This window comes from Tessaracoccus bendigoensis DSM 12906 (assembly GCF_900141915.1).
GTDB classification, from domain to species: Bacteria; Actinomycetota; Actinomycetes; order Propionibacteriales; family Propionibacteriaceae; genus Arachnia; species Arachnia bendigoensis.
In genome coordinates, this window is record NZ_FQZG01000054.1 from 1 (window position 1) to 24,145 (window position 24,145).

Here is a 24,145-nt window from a genome sequence, read left to right on the forward strand (position 1 = left end):
ACGGAGCAAAATCGACCACTGGCCGATCCTCGACGGCGGACGCAACCCGGGAACGACACAACCAGCAAGGCATTGGCCGATACTCGACCACAGACAGAGCAAAATCGACCACTGGACGATTCTCGCAAGCCCCGCCCCGGCCCCCACAACCCCAGACAGCAAGGCATTGGCCGATACTCGACCCCACACAGAGCAAAATCGACCACTGGCCGATTCTCGACGGCGGACGCAACCCCGGAACGACACAACCAGCAAGGCACTGGCCGATACTCGACCAGAGACAGAGCAGAATCGACCACTGGTCGATTTTCGACGGCGGGCCGAACCGGGAACCCGGGGATACTTGAACCTTCTATTACAATCGGTTCATGTTCGACACCATCCTCGGCCTGCCCATGCATCCCCTCCTGGTGCACCTTCCCGTCGTGATCCTGCCGCTGACGGCGCTCGCGGTCATCGCCCTGGCCCTCAACCCTCCTGGCGAAAGACCTACTCCATCCCGACCCTCGCGCTCCTGGTTGTCGGCGCGCTGGGCGCCATCGGGGCCCGGATGTCCGGTGTCGAGTTCGCCGAACGAATGGGAACACCCGACACCCACGCCCTCTACGGAACCGTTCTGATGTTCTCGGCCCTGGCCTACCTCGTCATCGCCGGGGGCTGGCTGCTCCTCGAACGTCGCGACGGCGCATCCGCCGGGGTGCACAAGGGCCTCGCCGGCGTCTCCGCCGTCGCGTCGGTCGGCATCCTCGTCCTGACGGTGCTGACCGGCCATTCCGGAGCCAGCGCGGCCTGGTCGGGGACGACTGCCGAGCCCGCGACCCTCGCCTCCCCGGCGCCGGTCCAGTCGACGGAAACAACCCCCTCGGCGACGGCGACCCCGACAGCAGGCACCCCGGCGACCCCCACCACCGAAGCCAGCCAGACGTCCGCCGACTACACGATGGCCCAGGTCGCCGAAAACAACTCGGCAGCAAGCTGTTTCGCTGCCATCGACGGCAACGTCTACGACCTCACCGACTGGATCTCCCAACACCCGGGCGGCGAGGACCGCATCCTCGCGCTCTGCGGCACCGACGCGACCTCCGCGTTCGAGGGGATGCACGACGGCGACCAGCGCCCGCAGGATCAGCTGGCCGCCATGCTGCTCGGGCCGCTGGTCTCCTGATCAGCCCGCGGCGACGGCGTCCGCGAACCAGCCAGTGATGCTGGTCGGGTGCGTGATGGCGGTTCCCACCACGACGGCCCAGGCGCCGCGCCGGATGGCCTCCGCCGCCTGAGCCGGGGTGTGTACCCGGCCCTCCACGAATACCGGCAGCGACCCGAGCGCGACGATCTGGTCGACGACCTCCCAGTCTGGACCCTCGGTCTTGGGGCGCTCGCCGGAGTAGCCGGCCAGGGTGGTGCCGAGGATGTCGACGCCCGCCTCCACAGCGGCGACCGCATCATCGAGCGATCCGCAGTCAGCCATCACCAGGGTGTCAGGGTAGCGCTCCTTGAACTCGGAAACGGTCTCGGCGAGCGTCCGCTCGTCCGGCCGCACCCGTCGGGTCCCGTCGATCGCTACGATCTGGCAGCCCGTCTCGGCGACCTGGAAGGCGTCGTGCAGCGTCGGGGTGATGTAGACGTCGGACTTGCCGACCTTCACCAGCCCGATCACCGGCACGTCGACGGCGTGGCTGATCGAACGCAGGTCTTCAAGGCCCTTAGCACGGATGCCCGCTGCGCCACCGGCGACGGCGGCCTGCGCGATCTGCGTCATGGTCCGAGGGTCGAGCATTGGCTCGCCAGGGTAGGCCTGGCAGCTGACGATGAGCTTGCCCTTCAACGAGTCCAACAGGCTGGTCATGATGCTCCTTCTAGGATGGTGTGGGCCGCACCCAGCAGCGCGGCACTGGTGCCAAGTCTGGCAGGCAGGATCTGCGTGGCCTGCAGCACGTCGACCAGTTCGGCCCGGCAGGTGCGCAGCAGCGGTTCCCACCAGACCTCGCCCGCCTGCGCGACGCCTCCGCCGATCACGACGCAGGATGGGTCGAGCACGGTTACGATCCCGGCGATGGCCCGCCCGAGGGCCTCGGCTGCGGCGTCAACGACGGCGACTGCGGCGGGATCGCCTTCGGTGGCAAGGCCCATGATCTCGCGACCGGAGGCGACCTCACCGGTGACCTCCAGGTAGCGCCGCTCGATCGCCGGTCCGGCGGCGACGGCCTCGAGGTGGCCCGGGCGACCACACGGGCAGCGCATCCCGTGAGCCCCGGGGACGGGGACGTGACCCATCTCACCGGCGACGTGGTGCGCGCCCGTCCACAGCTTGTCTCCCAGGATGACGGCGCCTCCGACGCCGGTGCCGACGGCGACCATGAGCATCGACTGATGCCCCGCGCCTGCACCAAGCCAACTCTCGCCCAACGCGTGTGCGTCGACGTCGTTTCGCACCTCGATCGGGAAGTCGTCGCCTCGTCCGAGCCGACTCCTGATCCCCGCGACCAGGTCGGTCCCCACCCAGGACGCGAACGTCTCGGTGGCCGAAACGATGCGTCCTGTCGTGGAGTCCACGACCCCGGCGGTGCCGATCCCGACACCGACGACGTCGGGGCCGAGCAGCGGTGCCACCAGGCTGGCGACGGTGTCGAGCACCGCCTCCGGGCCCACCCCCGAGGGTGTGGGCGCAGTGCTGATCTCACCGAGGGTGCCATCGGCGCCGACCAGCGCGGTGGCCGTTTTCGTACCGCCGAGGTCGACGCCGATGGCCTGTCTCATCCGAGCAGCCCGACCTCGGCCAGGATCTCGTCGATGCGGGCGACATCGGCGGCGCTCAGCGGCTGCAGCGGCGCGGGCATGGCGCCGGATTCCATGACGCCGAGGCTGGCCATCGCGGCCTTGAAGGCCCCGATTCCGCCGGCGTCGCCGGACATGCCCTGCGGGACGAAGGCGATCTCGAACAGCTGCGCGAGACGGTCCTGTTCGGCGCGCGCCGTCGCCCAGTCGCCGGCCTGTGCGGCGTCCCAGAGCCTGCGGTAACCGGCCGGGTCGACGTTGGCGAGCCCTGGCACAGCGCCGTCGGCGCCAAGCAGCAGCATGCCGTCGACCATCACTTCGTGACCGGTGAGCAGCTCGAGCGGGTGCCCGGCCTTGGCGTTGGCCGCGACGAGACGACGGAACGCGACATCGTCACCGGAGGAATCCTTGACACCGGCGAGCACGCCGTCCTGCCCCAGCCGAATGAGCATTTCGAGGCCGAGCTTCGAGTGGACGCGCACGGGCACGTCGTAGGCGAACACGGGCACATCGACGGCTTCGGCGATCATCCGCAGGTGCTGCTCGGTCTCGGCCGCGTTGTTCAGCGCGTAGACAGGAGCTGAGACGACCACCGCGTCGGCGCCCAGGTCCTGCGCGTGCCACGCGACCTCGGCGACCCGGCGGGCGGTGAAGTCGGGGGCACCGACCTGGACGGGCACGCGGCCCGCGACGCGTTCGACGACGCGGGTGACGACCGCGTCACGCTCGGCGTCGGTCAGGTACGCGACCTGGCCGGAGGAGCCGAGGATGAACAGCCCGTGCATTCCGCCGTCGATGAGGTGGTCGACCACGCGGTCGATACCTTCGAGGTCGAGCGAACCGTCGGGGTGCATCGGGGTGATCACTGGGGGCACGAGGCCCTTGAATCGGGACATTGTTTTCTACTCCTAATGGGGAATCAGAGAAGGGAAGGCACTGCACCGAGCAGGGAGCGGGTGTAGTCGTTCTTCGGATTGTTGAACACCTCGTCGGCGGGGCCGGACTCGACGATCTGACCGCCGAGCATGACCGCCATCTGGTCCGAGATGAACCTGACAGTGTTGATGTCGTGGCTGATGAACACCAGCCCCAGGCCCAGGTCCTTTTTCAGGTCCGTCAGCAGGTTGAGGACCTGCGCACGCACCGAGACGTCGAGGGCCGAGGTGGGTTCGTCAGCGATGATGACATCGGGTTCGAGCGCGAGCGCACGGGCGATGGCGACCCTCTGCCGTTGGCCGCCCGAGATCTGCCTCGGCAGGACGTCCAGCACGGAGGCGGGCAGGCCGACCAGGTCGAGCAGCTCCCGCACGCGCCTGAACTGCTCCGGCGGAGTGCCGATGCCGTGGACGCGGAACGGGTCGAGCAGGGTGTCGCGCACGACCATGCGCGGGTTGAGCGCAGTTGCGGGGTCCTGGAAGACCACCGAAACCGCACGCCCGAGCTTCTTCCTGCCCGCACCGTTGAGCTTCAACTCCTGGCCGAGGTGTCGGATGGTGCCGGATGTGATCGGCTGCAGGCCGACCATGACGCGGGCCAACGTCGTCTTGCCGCAGCCGGACTCGCCCACCAGGCCGAGGGTCTCGCCCTTGTTGACGGCGACCGTGACACCGTTGACGGCGTGCACCCTGTCTCGGCGGAAGAGGGTGCCCGTGCGCGCCTTGTGGACGACGTGGACCTGATCCAGTTCGATCACTGGGGTGCTCATCGGTTTGCCTCCTCTGCAAGTACCGCGACGAGTTCGTCGGTGCGGGCATAGACATGGTCGACGCCTTCGATCTGGCGCAGTTTCGGTTTCTCGTCGAGCCCGGTCTTCGGGTGCGAGGAGCGCGGGGCGAACCGGTCGCCCGGCACGAACTCGCGTGGCGACGGGACGACGCCGGGCACCTGATGCAGGCGACCCTTGCCTTCCTCGATCGACAGGACCGCGCCGAGGAGCCCGCGGGTGTATTCGTGTACCGGGTTCGTGAGCAGTTCGCTGGTGGACGCCTGTTCGACGACCTGGCCCGCGTACATGACCGTGATCCGGTGGGCGACCTTCGCGACGAGCGCAAGGTCGTGCGAGACGAACACCATCGCGAAACCGAGCTTCTCACGCAGGTCGTTCAGCAGGTCGACGACCTGTGCCTGAACGGTCACGTCGAGGGCCGTGGTGGGCTCGTCGGCGATCACCAGGCGCGGGTTGCGGGTAAGCGCCATGGCGATCAGCACGCGCTGCCGTTGGCCGCCCGAGAGCTCGTGCGGATACGACTTGAGCGTGCGGACCGGGTCGAGCCCGACCAGCTTCAGCAGGTCCTCGGCGGAGCGTTGGCCACCCCGCTTGGTCAGCTGCTTCATCTGCGCGCTGATCAGCATCGACGGGTTCAGCGAGCTGAGCGCGTCCTGGTAGACCATGCTCATCTCGTGGCCACGCAGAGCGTTGCGTTCCTTGTCGTCCATGGTCAGGAGTTCCTTACCGGCGAACCGGATGGAACCCTCGAACTTCGCGGTCTTGGGAAGCAGGCCCATGATCGCCATCGCGGTGATCGACTTGCCGCAGCCGGATTCGCCGACCAGACCCATCGTCTCGCTCGGGCGCACGGTGAACGAGATGTTGTCGACGATCTTGACGTCGCCGTGTGCACTCGGGAAGGAGATGGAGAGATTCTCGACCTCCAACAGAGGTTCGGCATCCGGGTTCGGTGGGACGAGCCGGTCATGGCGCGCCAACTCTGCCACCTCAAGGGCGGTCAGACGGTTGTTCAGGGACGTGGTCTGGGTCTCGTAGGACTTGGCGATGCCTGCCGCGGCACCCTTCTCGGCCTCCTCGTCGGCCTCCACGTTCGCACGCGTCTTGATCTTGGGTGAGGCGAGCGAGTCGGTCAGGCCCTCGGAGAGGATGTTGAGGCTCAGCGTGGTGATCAGGATCAACAGGCCGGGGAAGAACGTCGGCCACCAGTGGCCCGACAGCAGCAGCGACTTGCCTTCGCTCAGCATGTTGCCCCAGGTCGGCGTGTTTACCGATGTGATGCCGGTGCCGATGAAGGACAGCGACGCTTCGAACACGATGGCGTCGGCGACCAGGACGGTGGCGAACACCATGATTGGGGCTGCGCAGTTCCGGGCGACGTGCCGGATGAGGATCCAGGGGGTGCTCGCGCCCATCACCTTGGACGCGGACACGTAGTCTTCACCGAACTGGGAGACGACGTTGGCGCGCACGACGCGGGTCAGCTGCGGCACGTACAGGAACGCGATCGAGATGATCACGACCGGCAGGATCGGGAGCCGGGTGGAGAGCGCGGTGACCATCACGGCGGCCAGCGCGATGCCGGGGAAGCTCATGATGATGTCGAGGATGCGCATGAGCACCTCGGAGGCGACCTTGCCGGACGTCGCGGCGATCGAGCCGAGCACCGCGGCGACGGCGAGCGCGAGCGCGGTCGCGGCCAGGCCGACTAGCAGCGAGACCCTCGCGCCGTACATCGCGCGGGAGAACAGGTCGCGACCGGTGTCATCGGTGCCGAACCAGAACATGGAGTTTGGTGCGATGGCCGTGTCGGGCACGATCTGGGTGCCGACGCCTTCGATCGTGATCTCCCGCTGCACCACCATGTCGGCGGGCACAAGGCCGGCCGCATCGGGCGCGAACGGGGCGATCAGCGGGGCGAAGATGGCGATGAGGACCATGACGATCAGCACGCCAACGGCGATCTTCGAACTCAGCGGCAGCGACCTGATCCCCTGGAACCGGAGCCCTGCCTGCGAAGTGAGCTTCTTGCGTGATTGGGCTGACAGCATCAGATGCTCCTGATTCGCGGGTTGACCATCACGTAGAGGAGATCGACCACCAGGTTGATGATGATGAAGGCGATCGCGATCGTGATCGTGACGCCCTGGACGATGTTGACGTCGTTTCGGGTGATGCCCTGGAAGATCAGCTGGCCCATGCCCTGGATGTTGAAGATCATCTCGATGACCACTGCGCCACCCATCAGGTAGCCGACCCTCAGGCCGAGCACGGTCAGCGGCGTGATGAGCGCGTTGCGCAGCACGTTTCGGGAGACGACCTCGGCGCGGGGCACGCCTGCTCCGATGGCGGTGCGCACGTAGTCGCGGTCGAGCTCCTCGACCATTGAGGTCCGCACGACGCGGGTCAGTGAGCCGCTCAGCGGGATCGCGCAGGCGAACGCGGGTAGGAAGATCTGGTTGGCCCAGGCCCCGGCGTCGTCGCTGAATCTGATCCAGTCGGTGATGACGGCTGGGAAGGTGTGGGAGCCTCCCGGCACGTTTCCGAACGCCTGGATGAGCAGCAGCGCGAGCCAGAAGGAGGGGGTCGCGAGGCTGGCGATGGAGAAGATTCGGATGACCTGGTCGGGCCAGCGATCGCGGTACAGCGCACCGAGCACGCCGAGGATGAGCGCGAGGATCACGGCCATGATCAGGGCCACGAAGGTGATCTGCAAGGTGATCGGGAAGTTCTGCGACACCATCTGTGAGACAGGAACGCCCGTGAAGGACTGGCCCAGGTCTCCCTGGACGAGGCCACCGAGGTAGCGGACGTAGCGCACGAGCATCGGGTCGTTGAGGCCGTTCGCCTCGCGGTAGGCGTTGAGCGCCTCGGCCGAGGCACTCTCACCGAGGGCGAGTCGGGCGGGGTCGGCGCTGGAGAACGACATGACGACGAACACCAGCAACGTGACACCCAACACCATGATCGGCAGCGCGACGAGGCGCCGTCCGAGTAAGCGGAGAAGGTTTGACACTGGAAGGGACTCCCTAGCGGAGAAGGCGGGGCGAGGTGGCCCCGGGAAGGAGGTGGGGCGGCTCTGCCTTTGAGCCACCCCACCCGGGTGCTGCTATCTGCCCGGCCTCGCAGCCGACCAGGGTGGACGTGCGTCGGCTACTTCGTCGATGCGACGTCGATGAAGGACAGGCCAGTGACCGCGATCGGCTGGAAGCCCTGGAGGGTTTCAGCGTCGTAGGCGGTCGGGCTCTTGCGGTGGAAGATCGGGTAGAGCGGGACAGCTTCGCTGACCACGTCGTAGATCTCGAACCACGCCTTCTTCTGCTCCTCGCCCGTGGCCTTGGCCGCGGTGTCGAGGAGTTCCTGCACCTGGTTGTAGGACTCCTGGCCCTTCCAGTGCATGCGGCTGTCGGTCCAGGTGTCGGTGCTGTACCACCAGCGGAGCAGGAGGTCGGCGTCGTCACCGAAGACCGACGGGTCGCCCGGTGCCACGACGATGTCGAAGGCGGCGGGGTTGCCGTCGATCGTGCCGTAGACGTCTGCCGACTTCTTCTCCTCGTACGCGACGGTCAGCCCGGCGGCCTCGAGGGATTCCTTGATGATCGGGCGGACGGAGGCGAACCAACCGTGATCGGACGCGAGGAGCCGGACGCTCTTGAGCCCGGTCTCGGCGAGCAGTTCCTTGGCCTTTTCCATCTGGCCGGGGTACTGGATCTTCGCGGCGTTGTAGGAGGGGTGTTCCTTCTGCACGAAGCTCGTGGCCGGGGTGGCGAGGTCGGCCATGCCGACCTTGCAGATCTTGTCGTAGTCGAGCGCGTACATCACGGCCTGGCGGTTCTTCACGTCGTTCATGGGCGCCGAGCCCGTGTTGAACATGGCGAACAGCAGCCCGAAGCCCTGCTTGGCCGCGACCGACTTGGTCTCGGCCAACGTGGCCAGGTTGGCGGCTGGGACGGTGTCGATCGCCTGCACCGTGCTGGAGCTCAGCGCGTTGGTGCGGGTCGAGTCGTCGGGGATGATCTGCCAGGTCATCGACTTCGCCTTGGCCGGGTGGGCGCCGTTGTAGGCATCGTTGCGCTCGAAGACGACCTGCTGCGAGCTCGCACCGTTGTCGGTCATCTTCCAGGGGCCGGTGCCGACGGGGTTCATGTCGAACGCCTTGGCGTCGGCATCGACCGCCGCCTTTGGCACGATCTTGACGACGGAGAGCCGCTCTGCGACGAGCGAGAAGGCATACTTCAGGGTGATCGTGACGGTCGTGTCGTCCTTCTTGGTCACCGAATCGATGAACGGGATGAACGAGGCGAACAGGCTCTGGTTCTCCGGGTTCAGCACGCGCTCGAACGAGAACACGACATCTTCAGGGGTGACCGCCGTTCCGTCGGTGAAGACCGCGCCGTCGCGGAGCTTGACCTCGTAGGTGGTCTCGTCGACCTGGGTCGGCAGCTCTGCGCCGAGGGCCGCGTAGATCTCGCGCGTGGCGGGGTTGAGTTCGGTGAGCCCCTCCATGGTGTGCCAGTTGACGGCCTGTGTGAGGGCCGCGGTGGTGGTGAGGGGGTCGTACCCGTTGGTGCCGAGTTCGTAGGAGATGGCAGCCGTGATGGTGCCGTCGGTGCCGGCGGCCGGTGCGCTGCCGGTGCTGCCGCTGGTGGCCGTTGCCGATGTGGTGCTGACCGGTTCCTGCTGCCCACAGGCAGACAGTGTGGCGGTGAAGGCCGCAGCGGCGCCGAATGCGCCTGCGAACTTAAAGAGGTCTCAGCGTGGGACCGGAGTGGGATTCGTCATTGAGGCTCCTTGACCATCGAATCTCTGATTATCAGACATCTGATATCTGACACTCTGCCACAATAGGGGAAGAAGTAACAGCGGAAGGGCCAAAATGGCGAAATCTCGTGAGCCCCAGCGTCTACGACAGAGCATCGATGCCGTCAAGGAGCTGATCATCACCAAGGGACTGAAGCCGGGTGACCCCATGCCCACCGAGGCCCAGCTGGCCGAGTTGCTCGACGTTTCGAGGGCGAACCTGCGCGAGGCGATCCGCACCCTGGCGACGCTCGACATCATCGAGGTGCGCCACGGCACCGGTATGTTCGTCGGCCAGATGTCACTCAGCCCGCTCGTGGACGGCCTGACGTTCAAGGGCGTCGTCCTGGCCGGCCAGGATTTCGAGACGCTCCGCCAGGTCGTCGAGGTGCGCCAGGCTCTCGACGGCGCAATCGCACCGACGGTCGTCGAGCGGCTGGCCGGGTCCACCGAGCCCGAACTCGACCGGTTGTGTACGGAGATGGCGATTCACGCCGACCGGCAGGAGGCCTTCGCGGCTGAGGACCGGGCGTTTCACGCTCAGATCGCCAGCCTCGTCGAAAACGAGTTGTACCGGCAACTGGTGGCCGCGTTCTGGGACATCCACACGATGGTCGCGCCGCGGCTCGGGGTGGCCACCCCGCGCGACCTGGCCGAGACGGTGCAGGCCCACCGCGACATGCTCGACTGTGCGATCGCCGGCGACCTGGATGGCTACCAGGCGGCTGTCGGCGCGCACTACGCGCCGCTGCTGCGGGTGCTCGAGTCGACCAGGTCCGGGTCGACGACCTGACCCGCCGGGGCACATGTAGTTGAGAAGGTTCGTCGCCTCGGCATCCGGCTCGGCGACGACCGCCCCTGGCTGATGGTCGTCGGCGAGGATGCGCTACAGGTCTATCGCCGCGGCTGACGAAACCGACCCGTCGGATCGTTGTGGAACCTGGTGTGGCGCGGCCTGCGGTGGAAAGATCATGCGCATGAGCGTCTCTCGCACCGACCTGACCTGGCGGACGCTGTATCTCGCGGGTGCCGTCTCGGCGGGGGTCTTCGTCGTGTTGGTTCTGGTTCCCGTGACGATGCTGTTCACCGCCCCGGTGCCCCCCACCGACGGCGCGGGCATTTTGGAGTACATCGCCGAGCATCCCGGCGTCTACCTGACTCAACTGGTGTCGTTCGTGGGGCTCGCGGTGCCTGCGATGGTGGTTCTTGCTGCGCTCGCCGTCGCACTCAGGCAGGTGGACAAGAGCTTGGCCCTGATCGGCGGGCTCTTCGGCGTGGCCTCAGAGATCATCGCGTTGGCACTGGGCAGCAGCCCACAATCGCTTCACGGGGGCCTGGTGGTCCTGAGCGATGCGTATTCGAAGGCCTCCAGCGCTGAGCGTCAGTCTCTGGTAAGCGCCGCGGACGCACTGATCGCTACCACCAACGCCGTTTCATGGGCCGGGATCCTGACTGCGGCCGCGATCCTCATCCTCTCCATCACCATGCTGCGAGGCGACTTCGGCAGGGTGGGCGCCATTCTCGGCATCGTGACCGGCCTGCTGGGAATCGTGAGCGAGGCGTTGCGCCCCCTGATGGGGGTGTCCTACACGGTCTACGGGCTTCTCCTGCCCACCTGGTTCGGGATCGTCGGCTGGAAACTCCTGCGCATGCACGTGCAGACCCGGTCCGTTTCCTGACCCGGTCCATGGGCGCCGCGCGCGGCGTGGCACACTGGTCGCAAACGTGTTCCGGGGTCGGTGTAATTCCGAACCGGCGGTTATAGTCCGCGACCCGTCAGCTTCCAGTTGACGGTTGACCTGGTGGAACTCCAGGACCGACGGTGAAAGTCCGGATGGGAGGCAACACGTGGGGTGTCGTCTTTGACGACCCCTCTGCTTGCGCGTCGCCAAGCGACGCGGGCGGCACTGTCGCCTGCGTCAACCGACCCCGGAACACGGCACTGTTGCCGACGCGGGGAGTGGACATGACGGACCCGGAACTCGAGGCCGCGATGGAACGCGCCCTGCGGCTGGCGGAGAAGGGCCCCGTCGCCGACCCGAACCCGCGCGTCGGGTGCGTGCTGATCCGCGACGGGCAGGTGATCGCCGAGGGGTGGCACGAGGGAGCCGGGACGCTCCACGCAGAGGTGATGGCCCTCACCCGGGCGGGTGCCGCGGCCCGCGGCGCGACGGCCGTCGTGACGCTCGAGCCCTGCAACCACACCGGGCGGACCGGGCCTTGCAGTGTGGCGCTGCTGGACGCCGGGGTCGCGCGGGTCGTGTACGCCCAGGCTGATCCCAACCCCGTCGCCAGCGGCGGCGCGGAAAGGCTACGGGCCGCAGGCGTGCCGGTGACGGGTGACGTGCTGGCCGAGCGGGCAGAGGCGGTCAACGACTCCTGGTCCTTCGCACGCCGCAACCAGCGGCCCCACGTGACCTGGAAGTTCGCGGCCAGCCTCGACGGGCGCAGCGCCGCCGCCGACGGCACCAGCAACTGGATCACTGGCGATCTCATGCGTCAGGCCATGAACCGACGCCGGGGCCGGTGCGGCGCGGTGGTGGTGGGCACCGGCACCATCCTGACCGACGACCCGCGGCTGACGGCCCGCGAAGACGACGGGGCCCCGAGCCCGCACCAGCCGTTGCGCGTGGTGGTGGGAAAGACCCCGGTGCCCGGGTCGGCCCGCGTTCGCGGGACCGACGGCCGCTTCCGTCAGTATGCGGGCCATGACCCGCGAGCCGTCTTGGAATCCCTTCTGGCGGAGGGCGTCCACCGGGTCTGGCTCGAAGGCGGGCCCCGTCTGGCTGCGGCCTGGTGGCGGGCCGGGGTCATCGACCAGGTGATCGCCTGCCTCGCCCCCGCGCTGCTCGGCACGGGTCGCGCCGCCGTCGCAGACCTGGGCATCGACACCTTGGCCGGGATCGCCCGGCTCCGGCTCACCGAGGTGCTGCGTCACGGCGACGACATCGCCCTCGTCTGCGTGCCCCCTACCGCAACCCAGACCCAAATCGCCGTCAACCACCCAGAGGAGAACTGAAGTGTTTACCGGAATCGTCGAAGAACTCGGCAGCGTCGACTGGCTCCACCACGGGGACGACTCGGCCGAGCTTCACCTGAAAGGCCCCCTGGTCAGCAGCGACGCAGCTCCCGGCGCCTCGATCAGCTGCAACGGCGTCTGCCTCACGGTCGTCGACCGCGACGAAGACGGGTTCAGCGTCTTCGTGATGGCCGAGACGCTCACCCGCTCCAGCCTCGGCGACCTGCGTGTCGGATCGCCGGTGAACCTGGAGCGCGCGATGGCCGCCGACTCCCGGTTCGGTGGGCACGTGGTGCAGGGGCACGTGGACGGCACGTCCCGGCTACTCTCCCGCACGCCCGGCGACCGCTGGGAGGTCGTCAGGTTCGAACTGCCGGAGGATCTGGCCCGCTACGTCGTCGAGAAGGGGTCCATCGCGGTGGACGGGGTATCGCTGACGGTCTCAGCCGTTGGCGAGGACTACTTCGAGGTCTCACTCATCCCGACGACCATGCAGCTCACCACCCTCGGGCGGCGCCGCCCGGGAGAGCGCGTGAACCTGGAGGTCGACGTCCTGGCGAAGTACGTGGAGAAGATACTCGGCCTCTACGCCGGGAAAGGAGAAGGAGAATGAACACCATCGAGGAGGCACTCCTGGCCATGCGGCAGGGGCGCCCGGTGCTGGTCCTGGACGACGCCGACCGCGAGAATGAGGCCGACGTCCTCCTAGCGGCCGAGACCCTCACCGACGAATGGCTGGCGTGGGCGATCCGCCACAGCTCGGGCTACCTCTGCGCCCCGATGCCCGAGGAGTGGGCCGACCGGCTGGAACTGCCCATCATGGTGCCGCGGACCACCGACTCCCTGCGGACGGCCTACACCGTCACCGTGGACGCCGCAGAGGGCACCACCACTGGCATCAGTGCCCACGACCGGGCCACGACGGTGCGGCTGCTCGCCGACCCGGAGGCGACGCCGTCGAGCTTCACCAGGCCGGGGCACGTGGTTCCGCTCAGGGCCCGCGACGGTGGCGTGCTGGTGCGGCGTGGGCACACCGAGGCCATGGTCGACCTGGCGCGACTCGCCGGCCTTGCCCCGGTGGGTGTGATCGGGGAACTGGTACACGACGACGGCGAGATGATGCGCGCTGAGGCCACCTTGGAGTTGGCGCAACACCACAGCCTTCCGGTGGTGACGATCGCAGACCTGGTGGCTTGGCGTCAGGTCCACGACCGGGTCGTGGAGATCGCCCGGTCGGTCCTGCCCACCCAGGTCGGCCGGTTCGAGGCCGTCGGGTTCCGCGACCTCCTCACGGAGGCAGAGCACATCGCCCTGATCTCGCCGCTGGGGATCGGAACGCGCAACCTGGTGCGGCTGCACTCGGAGTGCCTCACCGGCGACGCCCTCGGCTCGGTGCGCTGCGACTGCGGGGCCCAGCTGCGTGCCGCGCAGCAGCAATTGGCTGAAGAACCGGGGGTGCTGGTCTACCTCCGGGGCCACGAGGGGCGCGGTGTGGGGCTGCTCGACAAACTGCGCGCCTACCACCTGCAGGACGGGGGGGCTGACACCGTCGACGCCCAGACGCTGCTCGGCCTGCCGGTCGATGCCCGGGAGTATGGTGCCGCGGCGGCGATCCTCACCCTCCTCGACGTCAGGGGCATCACTCTGCTGACCAACAACCCGGACAAGTCCGCCGCGCTGCGGGCCGCGGGGCTGGACGTCTCCGCCACGCGGTCCCAGACCGTGGGCGTCGGGCCCGAGAACGTCGGCTATCTCGCCACCAAGCGGGACCGGATGGGCCACCGGTTGCCTCTCCGGCTGCCTCGGCAACACCGACCCGCGCAGCCCACCGAGGCGCAGGAGGTCAGAGCATGAGCGGGGCGGGGGCACCCACGCTGGCGGTCAGCACGCCGGGCCTGAAGGTGGCGATCGTGGCCGCCAGTTGGCATACCGAGGTCATGGACGGCCTGCTCGACGGAGCCCGACGCGGGCTCGCCGAAGCCGGCGTGACCGACGTCACCGTCGTGCGGGTACCGGGCACCTTCGAGCTGGCTGGGGCCTGCTCGGTGCTGGCGGGACGCTTCGACGCCCTGGTGGCGCTTGGGGTGGTGATCCGCGGCGGCACGCCACACTTCGACTACGTCTGCCAGGGAGCGACCATCGGGCTGACCCAGGTCGCCGTCCGGAGCGGCAAGCCGGTCGGCTTCGGGGTCCTGACCTGCGACGATGAGCGTCAGGCGCTGGACAGGGCCGGGCTTCCCTGGTCGAGCGAGGACAAGGGGCACGAGGCCGCGACGGCTGCCGTGGCTACCGTGGCCGCCCTCGCCTCCGTGGGCTGACGCCGGGAAATTTACACTGTAAATCCCGCTCGGCTCACCAGCGGTTGTGGACGGCCTCGATCCAGCCGACGACGTCGGCGACCCGCAGCCATGTGCCCGTCTCGTCGCGGACGCGCCCGTCCCAGTGGCCGAAAAACTGGCGCGTCTTCCCGACGAACGCCATGAGGTCGATGACCGACTCCTTCAGGTGGAACGGCGTGAAGGTGAGGTCGACGTCGGACCCGGTGACCCGCCACGGCGCCATCGGGTCGGTGGTGCTGTGCTCCCACACCAGTTCCTCGCTGATCTTGGTGAGCCGACCGTCCACCACCAGGGCGTTCTCCACCGACCCGGTGTCGTCGGTCCACAATCCGCCGAACTGGATGCCGATCACCCTCCCGTCGGTGCGCCCCGAACCGGCACCCCAGAACCACTGGATGTCGAAGGGCCAGCGGCCGCGGCCGTGGTCCATCGTGGCCCACGACTCGCCGTCGGGCACCTCGTGGGAGACGCCGTCGACGGTGATGGTGCCGCTCGCCGGGCGGGCAACGTCCTTGACCGTGTACTGGAACAAGGTCCGGGTCCAGGGCACTACCACGCCGAGGCTCTCATGACCCTCTGGACGGTCGGCGTAGATGTCGAACGAGACGCGCTCGCCGCGACCCCGCAGCCGGGTGCCACCGGCGTCCTCGTCGATGGCGATCTTCACGGCCCGCGTGGACGTGCGCACCGGCCCGACGCCGAACGTGCGTGGCAGCTTCACGCTGCCTCCCAGAGCGCCGATCGCGTCGTGGGAAACGGTCTCGCCGGTGGCACGGTCGAGGAGCCAGATGCCGTGCACAGCGGCATAGTCGAGGTCGGAGGTCACGAGCGCGACGATGTGTGTCGGGGTGGTGACCGCCCAGTACTCCCAGCGCTTGTTGCGGCCCCGGCCCACCCGGCCGCGGCCCACGCCGTCGGTGCTGATCAGCGGCGTGCGGGTCCATCCGATGGCGTCCGGGTTGAGGTGGCCGTCCGGCAGGGTCAGCGACACCGGATCGGTGATCTCATGTTCGTGTACCGGCAGCGGGGCGGCGGGGGCTGTGCCGGTGGCCCGGTCGTGGCGCTGACGGAGCCGTCGGTTGGAGCCGCGGACCTGCTCGGCATCCACCTTGAGTACCCTCCGGTCATAGGTCATCAGACCGTTGGTCTCCTGCTCGACGTCGGCGAGCTGGGTGTAGACGAAGGCCGCCAGGCCGCCGTCGATCGCGGGGCCAACCTCGGTGTCCTGCAACCGGAGGAAGGCCCGCTCGAAGGCGGGTCGCCCGGTGAACCGGAGGTAGCCGAACTCGGCGTCGGTCCAGGTGTGCCCGGGCACGCGCAGCGAGTAGCCCCCGTACTCGGACAGCACCGCGGCACGCGGGTCCACGGCGTCCCTACCTGCGAGCGAGTAGGGGCGGAAGTAGACGTGGCGGCTGGCCAGGTCGCCGCCGCCCTGGTCGTACCAGCCGCTGGCGTGGTCCACGAGGCGGGTGGGGTCCAGGGCACGGATCCGCTCGGTCGCGGCGATCGAGTCGAACTGGCCCCAGCCCTCGTTGAACGGCACCCACACCGCCACGCTCGGCACCGACCGCAGCAAAAGGACGGTGGCGTCCAGCTCCGCCAGGAACTCCTGCCTGCCCTTCTCGTCACCGCGCCCGAGGAGTGCGTGCCAGCGGTCGTTCAGCCAGAACCGCGGCACCTTCACAGGGCCGTGGATCACCACCTTGTTGTACGGTCGGCCACCGTTGACCATGTCCTGCCACACGATCACGCCCAGCCGGTCGCAGTGGTGGTACCAGCGCATCGGCTCGATCTTGATGTGCTTGCGCAGCATCGTGAACCCGAGGTCCTTCGCCGTGCGGATGTCGTGGATGAGGGCCTCGTCCGACGGCGCGGTGTAGAGGCCGTCGGGCCAGTAGCCCTGGTCCAGCAGGCCGGCGTGCAGATACGGCTCACCGTTGAGGAGGAGCCGGGCCCGGCCCTTCCCATCCGGCCCCATGGAGAAGGATCGCATCCCGAAATAGCTTGTCACGACGTCATCGCCGAGCCGGACCTCGACGTCGTGGAGGAACGGATCCTCCGGGCTCCAGCGCCGGACATCGTCTCCGAGGGCGATCCGGGCGGGTGCGCCGACGGGCACCTCGGCCTGTGCCAGCTCGCCCCCTTCCGCCAGGATCCTGACCTCGGCGGTGCCGATGCTCCCAGAGCCGTCGATGACGGTGACCTCCACCTCACCGGTGGCCAGGTGGGGGGTGAGGTCCAGCCGCTCCACCCAACGGGTCGGCACCGATTCCAACCACACGCTCTGCCAGATCCCGGACTGCGGCGAATACCAGATCCCCTCCGATCCCCCCAGCCTCTGCTTGCCTTTGGCGCGCCAGGAGGTGTCGGTGACGTCGCGGACGCGCACGACGATCTCGTGCGGGCCGACGCCGACCACTGCGTCGGTGATGTCGACGGTGAAGGGCAGGTAGCCTCCCCGGTGCCCGCCGACGCGCACGCCGTCGATGAGGACGTCGCAGTCCTGGTCGACGGCGCCGAAGTGGAGGAGCACGCGGTCGCGGACGAATCCGTCGGGGAGGGTGAGGCGGCGGCGGTACCAGAGGTGCTCGTCGGGTTGCAGCACGCGGTTGACGCCGGACAGCGACGCCTCGGGTGAGAACGGCACGACGATCTCCCCGTCCCAGTGGGACGGGACGGCGGGCGTGCCTGGTTGGACCGGGGTGAACGCGTAGTCCCAGCGGCCGTTGAGGCTGAGGTACGACGCGCGCACGAGTTGGGGGCGCGGGTATTCGGGCAGCACATTGTCGGGGTCGAGGGCCTCGCCCCAGGGGGTGATCACGGGACAGCCTTCAGCTCTGGGACCCTGGCCCCGGCGCGGCGCAGGCACATGGGGACGGCGGTGAGGACAGCGACCAGTCCGGGCAGCACCGTGAGCCGGTGGCGTGGCCCCATGAGACCGTCAGACATGGCGCCACTCTAGTGGCCCATCAAGCACTACCTCACCGTGAACGTCCGGTAGTCCGCCCCTGGTCAGCTTGTGACGATCTGCTGGTTGGTGGCCCCGGCCAGGACCTGGAGGAAGTACTGGGCCAACAGGAACCGATCGTCCACCGACAACGTGCCGCTGACCCCGACCCAACCTCCGGCCCCGTCGACCAGGCTCGTCAGCGCCGCAGGGTTGATGTCGGCCGGGGCCCCCAGCCCGATCGCGAACACCTTGTCATTCAGCGACGCGGACACGTCCGCGATCCAGGCCGGCGCGTTCTCCTGGCCGTCGGTGAGCACGATCATCGCGCTCTGGTCGTAGTCATCGACGGCGCCGAGCAGAGCCGCAGCCGCCGTCACCCCGTCACCGATCGAGGTCGCACCCAGCGGGTTCGGCACGTGGGCCGCGACCGCCGCCTGCGCCGCGGCCCGCCCCGGCCCGAACGTCTCGGGCCCGGCGCGCACGACCGCCAGGACGGGGTCCGCGTCGTGGTCGAACCGGACAAGCCCGATCCCGTTCTCCGGCTGCAGCACCTCCAGGAACACGCCCGCCGCCTCCCTCAGCACCTCGGCGCGCGTGCGTCCGTCGCCTGCGCCCCACGCCATCGACCCCGACCGGTCCAAGACCAGCGCCACCGCAACGCTCGGCCTGGGAACCGAGTTGGCGCTCACCGCCAGCGTCCACGATTCGTCGGTCTCGACACACCGCACGGTGATGGTGCCCGACGCCGTCGCCCCGGCCGGCCCGGCCGTCCACGCCACCCACACCCGCCCCTGGCCGGTGGCCCCGAACCCCGGCGCCGGAACCGTGACGGCGCCTCCGAGCGGCAGCGTGAACCCGCCGGTCGGGCCGACGGTCACCTCGAAGTGCACCTCCCGGTCACCCGAGCAGTCCCACACGATCGCGCGGGCCGTCGTTTCCGCCTCGGGCACGTCGACGAAGGCGAGCGCTCCCGTGCGTAGCGTCACGGCCAGGCCGTCGGTCACCTCGTGGGCCCCCAGCGCGAACCGGATCAGCCCGGATGAGACCTCCTCGATGACCGACTCGGCAACGGCCCACGAAGGCTGGAAGGACGTGCCGCACTCGATCGTCCACGCGTACACCTTCGTCCGTGTCGGGTCGGCGAAATGCCTGCTGAACGCATAGTCGTCGCTCGCGCCGGAGGTCGCATACAGCGTCATCGCCTGTTCCACGCCGTAGAGCGCCCCGTGCGCCGCCTGCACACCCTGGCTCAGCCGCTGCGCCAGCGTCCCGGCGACCCCGGCGTCCCGGGGCGACAGATACTCCCCCACCCCGTCGCCCACGCGGCCGCGGACGGCGTCGAGGGCGGGGTTGAGGAACGAATCACCCGGATTGGTCGACTGGTTCTCATCCGAGCCCCAGCTGTGCAGCACCACCGGGACCGCGGCGTGGACGTCCAGGTGCCACCGGATCCGTGGATAGGCGTCCAGCAGCGCCACCACATTGCGCGTCTCCGGCTCGGAGGCCGCCGCAGGGCCCCGGTAGAGCGTCGGGTGGCAGGGCGAGGCGGACGCGCTGACGCCCGAGTCGGCGGCGAACTTCGCGGCGTGGTCCCACAGGAAGTCGAAGTTGCGGTTCAGGTCCACACCGACGCAGTCCGGCCCGTTCATGCCCGACGGGGCGGGGCGGCGGTTCTTGCGCCACCCGGGCGCCACCGTCTGGCTGTGCATCCGGCCGTCCGGGTTGACGCAGGCGAAGAAGAACAGGTTCAGCGTCTCGACGATGCGGTGTACGTGGGCGGCCGTGTAGGACGCGCCGCCGTAGCCGAGCCCGGTGCCGTCGGCATAGGCCTCGAGCAGGTCGGCGGCCAGTGAGACGAGCGCATCGGGCGGCACCCATTCGCGGGCGTGTACGCCACCGAGCAGCAGGACGCCGTCGACGTCGTGGGCACCCCGCGCCCCGACCCGCAGCACGTGCGTGGTGCGCCCGCCGTGGGTCGGGTGCGGCGAAGCGATGAGTTCGCTGGTCGCGGGGTAGGCGGCATGCAGCGCCGCCAGCGCCGACTCGATCTCGGTGACGTTGAGGTACACGGCTACTCCTTCCGGCCCAGCCCGTGCGGGACCGCACCGCGGGCCGCGAAACGATCGCCGGGGCCGACCTCGGCCCGGCGTTGCTCCTCGTTGTCGGTAAGGTCTTCGAGTTCCTCGACGACGACGGCGCCGCGGCTGGCGCGGGCCTGGTCGAGTTGCCCGCGGGTCACCTCGATCAGCACCTGGAGCCCTTCGGGGGTGCGGCGCGCCACCGGACGGCAGCCGGGGTCGGCGCCGCTGTCTTCCAGGAAGGCGCGCAGCTCGTCGGTCCCTGCGGCGGTGACCCGGCACCACACGCGGTGTTCGTGTGGTGCCGGGGAATCCGTGCCCGGTTGTCCGGTCACGGCGCCGTCTCGTCCTCGTCGAGGTAGGCCGCCGCCCGCCGGAGCGCCTCTGCGAGCAGCACCGAAGACGACTGGCCCGGCTCGGCCCGGTTGGGACGCTTCGGCAGCACCGGCCGACCGCCCGCGCATTTCTTCAGGCATTCCTGCAGCTCGCCGAGGCTGCTGCCCTGCCTGCGAAGCGCCGCGTCCAGGGACTTGGCGAGTCGACGGTCGACCGCGAGCGCCTTGAGGAAGGCGTCGAAGTGTTCCTTGCAGCCGTTGCCTTCCTTCGGTGGCTCCGGGTCCTCCGGCGGCTTCGGCACGTAGATCGAGCCCGTCACCAACTGTTCGCGGGTGAACCGCTCGTGGTGGAGGGTGATGCCCTCGGCCACCACGCGGAAGCGGTAGAGCCCGAAGTGGTTGGCCACATACTCGGCCACGAAGACGCCGTTGCCGACATGCTTGAGATCAAGGACCTCGGGGCCGGACGGGCCGGTCAGCTCCGCGCGGACGCGGGCCCTGTCGTCCAGGATCGGGATCCCGTACTCCGATAGGCGGGCCGAAAGACCGAGCGTCGTGCCGGGCTCGATGGCCTTCTGGTGCAGTTCCGCCTGAAGGGTGAGGCTGGAGCGGCTGTGGACCTCGACGGCGTACCGCGCGCCGTGCGTGACCGCATGTTTGTACGCCTCGGGGTCGGTCGCCTCCAGCGTCTGCAGCCACTTGGCGAAGCCTCGGCGGTCGGTCTCCAGCACCGCCGTCCACTCACCGTCCCAATGCTCGGCCCCACCCGCGTCCACAAAGGGGAGGTTCAACCGGTAGTAGGCGACGTTGGCGCCGGTGACGAATGACACTCCCGGCGACGCGGGCGTGATCATCTCCCCGAGCGGGGTGTAGAGCGAAAACTGAACCAGGCCGGGTGAGGGCAGCATGGCGATGACGTCGGTGGCCGAGTCGGCGCGGGTGAGGGTGAAGGGCACCTTGACCCCGTCGCCGGGCTGGAGGTAGCCGTCCGGGTCGAGGACGACCTGCTCGTTGGTGACCCCCGCCAGGATCTGGAGGTAGTACTTCGACAGCAGGAACCGCTCGTCCGGGGAGAGGATCCCCGTCATGTTCACGTATCCGCCGGTGCCGTTGGTCAGGGCCGTCAGCGCGGCGGGATTGATGACGGCGGGTTCCCCCAGCCCTATCGCGAACACCTTGTCGTCGATGCCTCCGGTCACGTCGGCGATCATCGCCGGGGCGTTCTCCTGACCGTCGGTGAGGACGATCATGGCGGTGGTGTCGTAGACGGGGGCGGCGACGTCCAGCAGCACGCCGCCGGCCAGCACACCGTCGCCGATGGACGTGGCGCCCGCCGGGTTGGGGGTGTGGGACGCGACGGCGGCGGCGGCCTGCGCCCTGCCTGCCCCGAACACCTCGGGGCCGGCGTCGGTGACGTTCATCACCGGGGCCGCGTCGTGGTCGAAACGCACCACACCGATGCCGGTGTCGGGTTTGAGCAGGTCGACCAGCACGTTGGCCGACTCGCGCAGCACCTCGACCCGCGAGCGACCGTCACCTGCTCCCCAGGCCATCGACCCGGAGCGGTCCATGACCATCACGACGGCGGCGGTGGGTCGCTCGATGGTGTTGGCGGACAGCGGGACGCTCCACTGCTCCAGTGTCTCCACGCAGCGCACCACGATCTCGCCGGTGGCCGTGTCGCCCGCCGTCGTGCCGGTGTACGTGAGCCACAGGCGGGCGTTGGTCGTGACCCCGATCCCTGATGCGGGGGCGGTCACGGACGGCCCGAGCAGGAGTTGGAAGGCCCCGGGTGCGCCGGTGGTCACCGTCGGGCCGGAGACCACCTCGAAGGTCAGGTCGTCCAGCCCCGACACCGCCCACACGATGGCGCGCGCCGTGGTTTCGCCCTCGGGGACGTCGTTGAACACGACGCTCGGGGTGAGCAGCTGAACCTTCCTGGCCGCCCTCCTGACGGCGGCGAAGGCGTTGACCCGGCCGAACCCGTAGTCGTCGTTGTGGCCGGTCGCGTCGTAGACGACGCCGCCGATCTGGTCGGCCGTGTCGCGCATGATCTGCCTGAGCTGGTCCCGGGTCAGGGTCGGGTCGACCGATAGCGCCAACGCCGCGCAGCCGGCGGCACACGGCGCGGCGAACGACGTCCCCGTCCAGGGTCCGTAGTTGTTGCCCGAGAACGCGTTGACGACGTCGACCCCCGGCGCGATCAACTCCACCTCGGGGCCGTGCGCGGCGTTGTCCTCGAGGTCGTTGCGGGTCGAGCGGACGACCGCGATCACGTCGGCGTGCGAGACCACCTCATCCTGCAGCACGTCCACGTTGCCGTTGCTGGCCGCCCAGAAGATCGCCGTTCCGCGCCCGCCGCGGCCGTTGGCCGCGGCTCCCTCGATGGCCAGTTCCAGCACTGTCTGGAGGGCCCAGTCGGCGCCGTTGGGGCCGAGGCTGGAGACGATGATGTCGGCCCCGGTCGCCGGGTCCGCTGCGGGCACCTCGGTTGACGGGTCGGCCGCGTAGGCGACGGACCTGGCCAGCGTCACCTGCGTGCCGACCTGGTCGCCCAGGCAGGCGATCAGCATCAGTTCCGAGAGCGGAGCGGCGCCGACACCACCACGGGCGTTGCCGCCCCGGGCCCCGACCATGCCAGCGCAGAAGGTGCCGTGGTCGCTGTCCGGCATGGCCGCGGTGCCGACGGTGAGGGTCGACGGGCTGCCGCCGACGAAGTGCCCCGAACCGGCGCCTACCCCGGCGGCGAGGTCCTCGTGGTCGGCGTCGAAGCCGTTGTCGATGACCGCGACCCGGATCCCGGCGCCCATCGTGTGATCCCATGCCTCCTCGGCCGACACGTCTGCCCCGGCCGTGCCGCCGCCCGCCCCGGTGTTGTTCCACTGCCACTGGTTGGCGTACTGAGGGTCGGTGGGCGCGAACCGTTGCGGGATGTGCTCCACGAACGCGGGCTCCGCAAACACGAACTGGGGATTGTCGTGCAGGGCGACCGACGCGTCGAGCGAATCGCCTTCCCGTGTCCGCACCTCGAACAGGTTGGGCGCGAAGCGCAACTCGGTCAGGGGCGTCAGTGAGGCGGCGTCGAGGGCGGCGAGCGCCTGATCGTGGTTGAGGGAGTCGACGAGTTGGACGGTGAGCACGTCGGTGGCGATCACCGCCCGGCCGTCGGCGTTGACGACCATGGTGCCGACCTTGTCAGCCTGCACCGGGGCCACCCCGAGCCGGACGGCGTCGCGTTGCCCAGGGTCAGCTGCCATCAGGCGCCAGCCGTCGCGTTCGAACGCCTTGACGGTGTCCTCGTCCAATTGGGGCGCGGCTTCCCGGACGTCCGGCCCGGCCACGAGACCGAGCGGGCCGACCGCCCGCTCTTCGTCTGCCCGGACGGCGACGACGTCGAGTTCCTCGACCTCGACCAGCCGGTTCTTCCTGTAGTAGCTACGACTCATCGGAGTTCCTTCCAGAGCGCACGGGACGTTCTTCCGCCGTCCCTTCGATGCTGTTCAGGAGGACGACCGGCCGCCTGTGATACATCGGCGGCGATCTTCGCGTCCTGGGCATCGCTTACGTCCCATGGTTCTGCCCCAGGCGCCAGGTCCGTATCCAGAGGTAGCGGGTCGGATCGCTGGTGACGGGACTTATCGCAGGTGTCGCGGCGGCACCGGGCTGGGTGACTGTAGGGCTTGCCGCGCTCGTCCGTCGAGCTGCCGGGTGGTGGTGATGGTCAGGGACACCAGCGGTTTGTGGCCGATACCAGCGGTATCGCTGAACACCAGCCGTATACCGCTGGTGACGAGCCCTACCGCAGGTATCGACGTCAGAAGGCTGGTGTCGAGCCCTACCGCAGGTATCGACGCCGGATCGCTGGTGACGAGCATGCGGCTGGCGACCGGGTGTCCCCACGGCGTGTCTCTCGAGACGACGCCGGTGCTGTTGATCGGCGTGGACACCAGCGATCTGTGGCCGATACCAGCAGTATCGCTGGACACCTGCCGTATCCCGCTGGTGACGAGCCCTTCCACAGGTATCGACGCCGGAACGCTGGTGTCGAGCCTTTGCGTTGGTGACGCGCCGGCGCCGGACTGGCCTGCCGCGATCGTCCATCGACCTGCCGGGTGGTGGTGAT

At 68.9% G+C, this 24,145-nt stretch carries 21 protein-coding genes and 1 riboswitch; of the genes, 9 read left to right on the forward strand and 12 right to left on the reverse strand.

What is annotated here, in order from left to right; all coding sequences use genetic code 11:
- Positions 1–368: 368 nt before the first annotated feature.
- A complete protein-coding gene (locus tag BUC15_RS19575) occupies positions 369–620 on the forward strand; it encodes a DUF2231 domain-containing protein (RefSeq protein ID WP_139280265.1) in 252 nt (83 codons plus the stop codon).
- Entirely contained in the window at positions 620–1,165 is a 546-nt protein-coding gene (locus tag BUC15_RS19115; protein WP_175558331.1) for a cytochrome b5 domain-containing protein, read from the forward strand. Before BUC15_RS19575 ends, BUC15_RS19115 begins: the two co-directional genes overlap by 1 nt.
- Here the strand turns inward: BUC15_RS19115 and BUC15_RS13275 are convergent, their stop codons facing one another.
- The 7 genes from BUC15_RS13275 to BUC15_RS13305 form a co-directional block, all read right to left on the reverse strand.
- A complete protein-coding gene (locus BUC15_RS13275; protein WP_073189088.1) occupies positions 1,166–1,846 on the reverse strand; it encodes an N-acetylmannosamine-6-phosphate 2-epimerase in 681 nt (226 codons plus the stop codon).
- Positions 1,843–2,757, reverse strand: a complete 915-nt coding sequence (locus BUC15_RS13280) for an ROK family protein (protein ID WP_073189091.1) — start codon at positions 2,755–2,757, stop codon at positions 1,843–1,845. Before BUC15_RS13280 ends, BUC15_RS13275 begins: the two co-directional genes overlap by 4 nt.
- On the reverse strand, positions 2,754–3,671 hold the full coding sequence (locus tag BUC15_RS13285) for a dihydrodipicolinate synthase family protein (RefSeq protein WP_073189094.1): 918 nt from the start codon (positions 3,669–3,671) through the stop codon (positions 2,754–2,756). Before BUC15_RS13285 ends, BUC15_RS13280 begins: the two co-directional genes overlap by 4 nt.
- 23 nt (positions 3,672–3,694) lie before the next feature.
- The gene (locus tag BUC15_RS13290; RefSeq protein ID WP_073189096.1) at positions 3,695–4,480 is read right to left on the reverse strand and encodes an ATP-binding cassette domain-containing protein; all 786 of its coding nucleotides are present in this window, start codon (positions 4,478–4,480) and stop codon (positions 3,695–3,697) included.
- Positions 4,477–6,552 carry a dipeptide/oligopeptide/nickel ABC transporter permease/ATP-binding protein gene (locus BUC15_RS13295; protein ID WP_073189099.1) on the reverse strand — a complete coding sequence of 692 codons (2,076 nt, stop codon included), beginning with the start codon at positions 6,550–6,552 and terminating at the stop codon, positions 4,477–4,479. The genes BUC15_RS13290 and BUC15_RS13295 overlap by 4 nt, the downstream gene beginning before the upstream one ends.
- Positions 6,552–7,517 carry an ABC transporter permease gene (locus tag BUC15_RS13300; RefSeq protein WP_073189101.1) on the reverse strand — a complete coding sequence of 322 codons (966 nt, stop codon included), beginning with the start codon at positions 7,515–7,517 and terminating at the stop codon, positions 6,552–6,554. The genes BUC15_RS13295 and BUC15_RS13300 overlap by 1 nt, the downstream gene beginning before the upstream one ends.
- A gap of 137 nt (positions 7,518–7,654) precedes the next feature.
- The gene (locus BUC15_RS13305) at positions 7,655–9,007 is read right to left on the reverse strand and encodes an ABC transporter substrate-binding protein (protein ID WP_245787984.1); all 1,353 of its coding nucleotides are present in this window, start codon (positions 9,005–9,007) and stop codon (positions 7,655–7,657) included.
- Between the two features lie 370 nt (positions 9,008–9,377).
- Here BUC15_RS13305 and BUC15_RS13310 point away from each other — a divergent pair, with 370 nt between their 5' ends.
- The 6 genes from BUC15_RS13310 (at position 9,378) to ribH (ending at position 14,638) form a co-directional block, all read left to right on the forward strand.
- Positions 9,378–10,094 carry a FadR/GntR family transcriptional regulator gene (locus BUC15_RS13310; protein ID WP_073189104.1) on the forward strand — a complete coding sequence of 239 codons (717 nt, stop codon included), beginning with the start codon at positions 9,378–9,380 and terminating at the stop codon, positions 10,092–10,094.
- A gap of 184 nt (positions 10,095–10,278) precedes the next feature.
- On the forward strand, positions 10,279–10,980 hold the full coding sequence (locus BUC15_RS13315) for a DUF4386 family protein (protein WP_175558332.1): 702 nt from the start codon (positions 10,279–10,281) through the stop codon (positions 10,978–10,980).
- A 42-nt stretch (positions 10,981–11,022) separates the two neighbouring features.
- Positions 11,023–11,153: riboswitch (FMN riboswitch) on the forward strand.
- A gap of 114 nt (positions 11,154–11,267) precedes the next feature.
- Complete coding sequence (gene ribD / locus BUC15_RS13320; RefSeq protein ID WP_073189108.1) at positions 11,268–12,320, forward strand: bifunctional diaminohydroxyphosphoribosylaminopyrimidine deaminase/5-amino-6-(5-phosphoribosylamino)uracil reductase RibD; 1,053 nt, start codon at positions 11,268–11,270, stop codon at positions 12,318–12,320.
- 1 nt (position 12,321) lies between these two features.
- Positions 12,322–12,933 carry a riboflavin synthase gene (locus BUC15_RS13325; protein ID WP_073189110.1) on the forward strand — a complete coding sequence of 204 codons (612 nt, stop codon included), beginning with the start codon at positions 12,322–12,324 and terminating at the stop codon, positions 12,931–12,933.
- Positions 12,930–14,174, forward strand: coding sequence for a 3,4-dihydroxy-2-butanone-4-phosphate synthase (ribB, locus tag BUC15_RS13330; protein ID WP_073189112.1), 1,245 nt, complete (start codon positions 12,930–12,932; stop codon positions 14,172–14,174). The genes BUC15_RS13325 and ribB overlap by 4 nt, the downstream gene beginning before the upstream one ends.
- On the forward strand, positions 14,171–14,638 hold the full coding sequence (gene ribH / locus BUC15_RS13335) for a 6,7-dimethyl-8-ribityllumazine synthase (RefSeq protein WP_073189115.1): 468 nt from the start codon (positions 14,171–14,173) through the stop codon (positions 14,636–14,638). Before ribB ends, ribH begins: the two co-directional genes overlap by 4 nt.
- Positions 14,639–14,672: 34 nt before the next feature.
- On the opposite strand, the gene BUC15_RS20500 is transcribed toward ribH, so the two are convergent.
- From BUC15_RS20500 to BUC15_RS13355, 5 genes are all read right to left on the reverse strand, one after another.
- Entirely contained in the window at positions 14,673–17,480 is a 2,808-nt protein-coding gene (locus BUC15_RS20500) for a DUF2804 family protein (RefSeq protein WP_073189117.1), read from the reverse strand.
- A complete protein-coding gene (locus BUC15_RS21010) occupies positions 17,477–17,608 on the reverse strand; it encodes a hypothetical protein (RefSeq protein ID WP_281249295.1) in 132 nt (43 codons plus the stop codon). The genes BUC15_RS20500 and BUC15_RS21010 overlap by 4 nt, the downstream gene beginning before the upstream one ends.
- Before the next feature lie 63 nt (positions 17,609–17,671).
- Entirely contained in the window at positions 17,672–19,678 is a 2,007-nt protein-coding gene (locus tag BUC15_RS13345) for a M14 family zinc carboxypeptidase (RefSeq protein WP_073189120.1), read from the reverse strand.
- Between the two features lie 2 nt (positions 19,679–19,680).
- Positions 19,681–20,022, reverse strand: a complete 342-nt coding sequence (locus BUC15_RS19990; protein WP_073189122.1) for a hypothetical protein — start codon at positions 20,020–20,022, stop codon at positions 19,681–19,683.
- Positions 20,019–23,468, reverse strand: coding sequence for a S8 family serine peptidase (locus BUC15_RS13355; RefSeq protein WP_073189124.1), 3,450 nt, complete (start codon positions 23,466–23,468; stop codon positions 20,019–20,021). The genes BUC15_RS19990 and BUC15_RS13355 overlap by 4 nt, the downstream gene beginning before the upstream one ends.
- A 340-nt stretch (positions 23,469–23,808) precedes the next feature.
- Between BUC15_RS13355 and BUC15_RS19580 the strand changes: the two genes are divergently transcribed.
- Positions 23,809–24,144, forward strand: coding sequence for a hypothetical protein (locus BUC15_RS19580; RefSeq protein ID WP_139280267.1), 336 nt, complete (start codon positions 23,809–23,811; stop codon positions 24,142–24,144).
- Position 24,145: the final 1 nt, after the last annotated feature.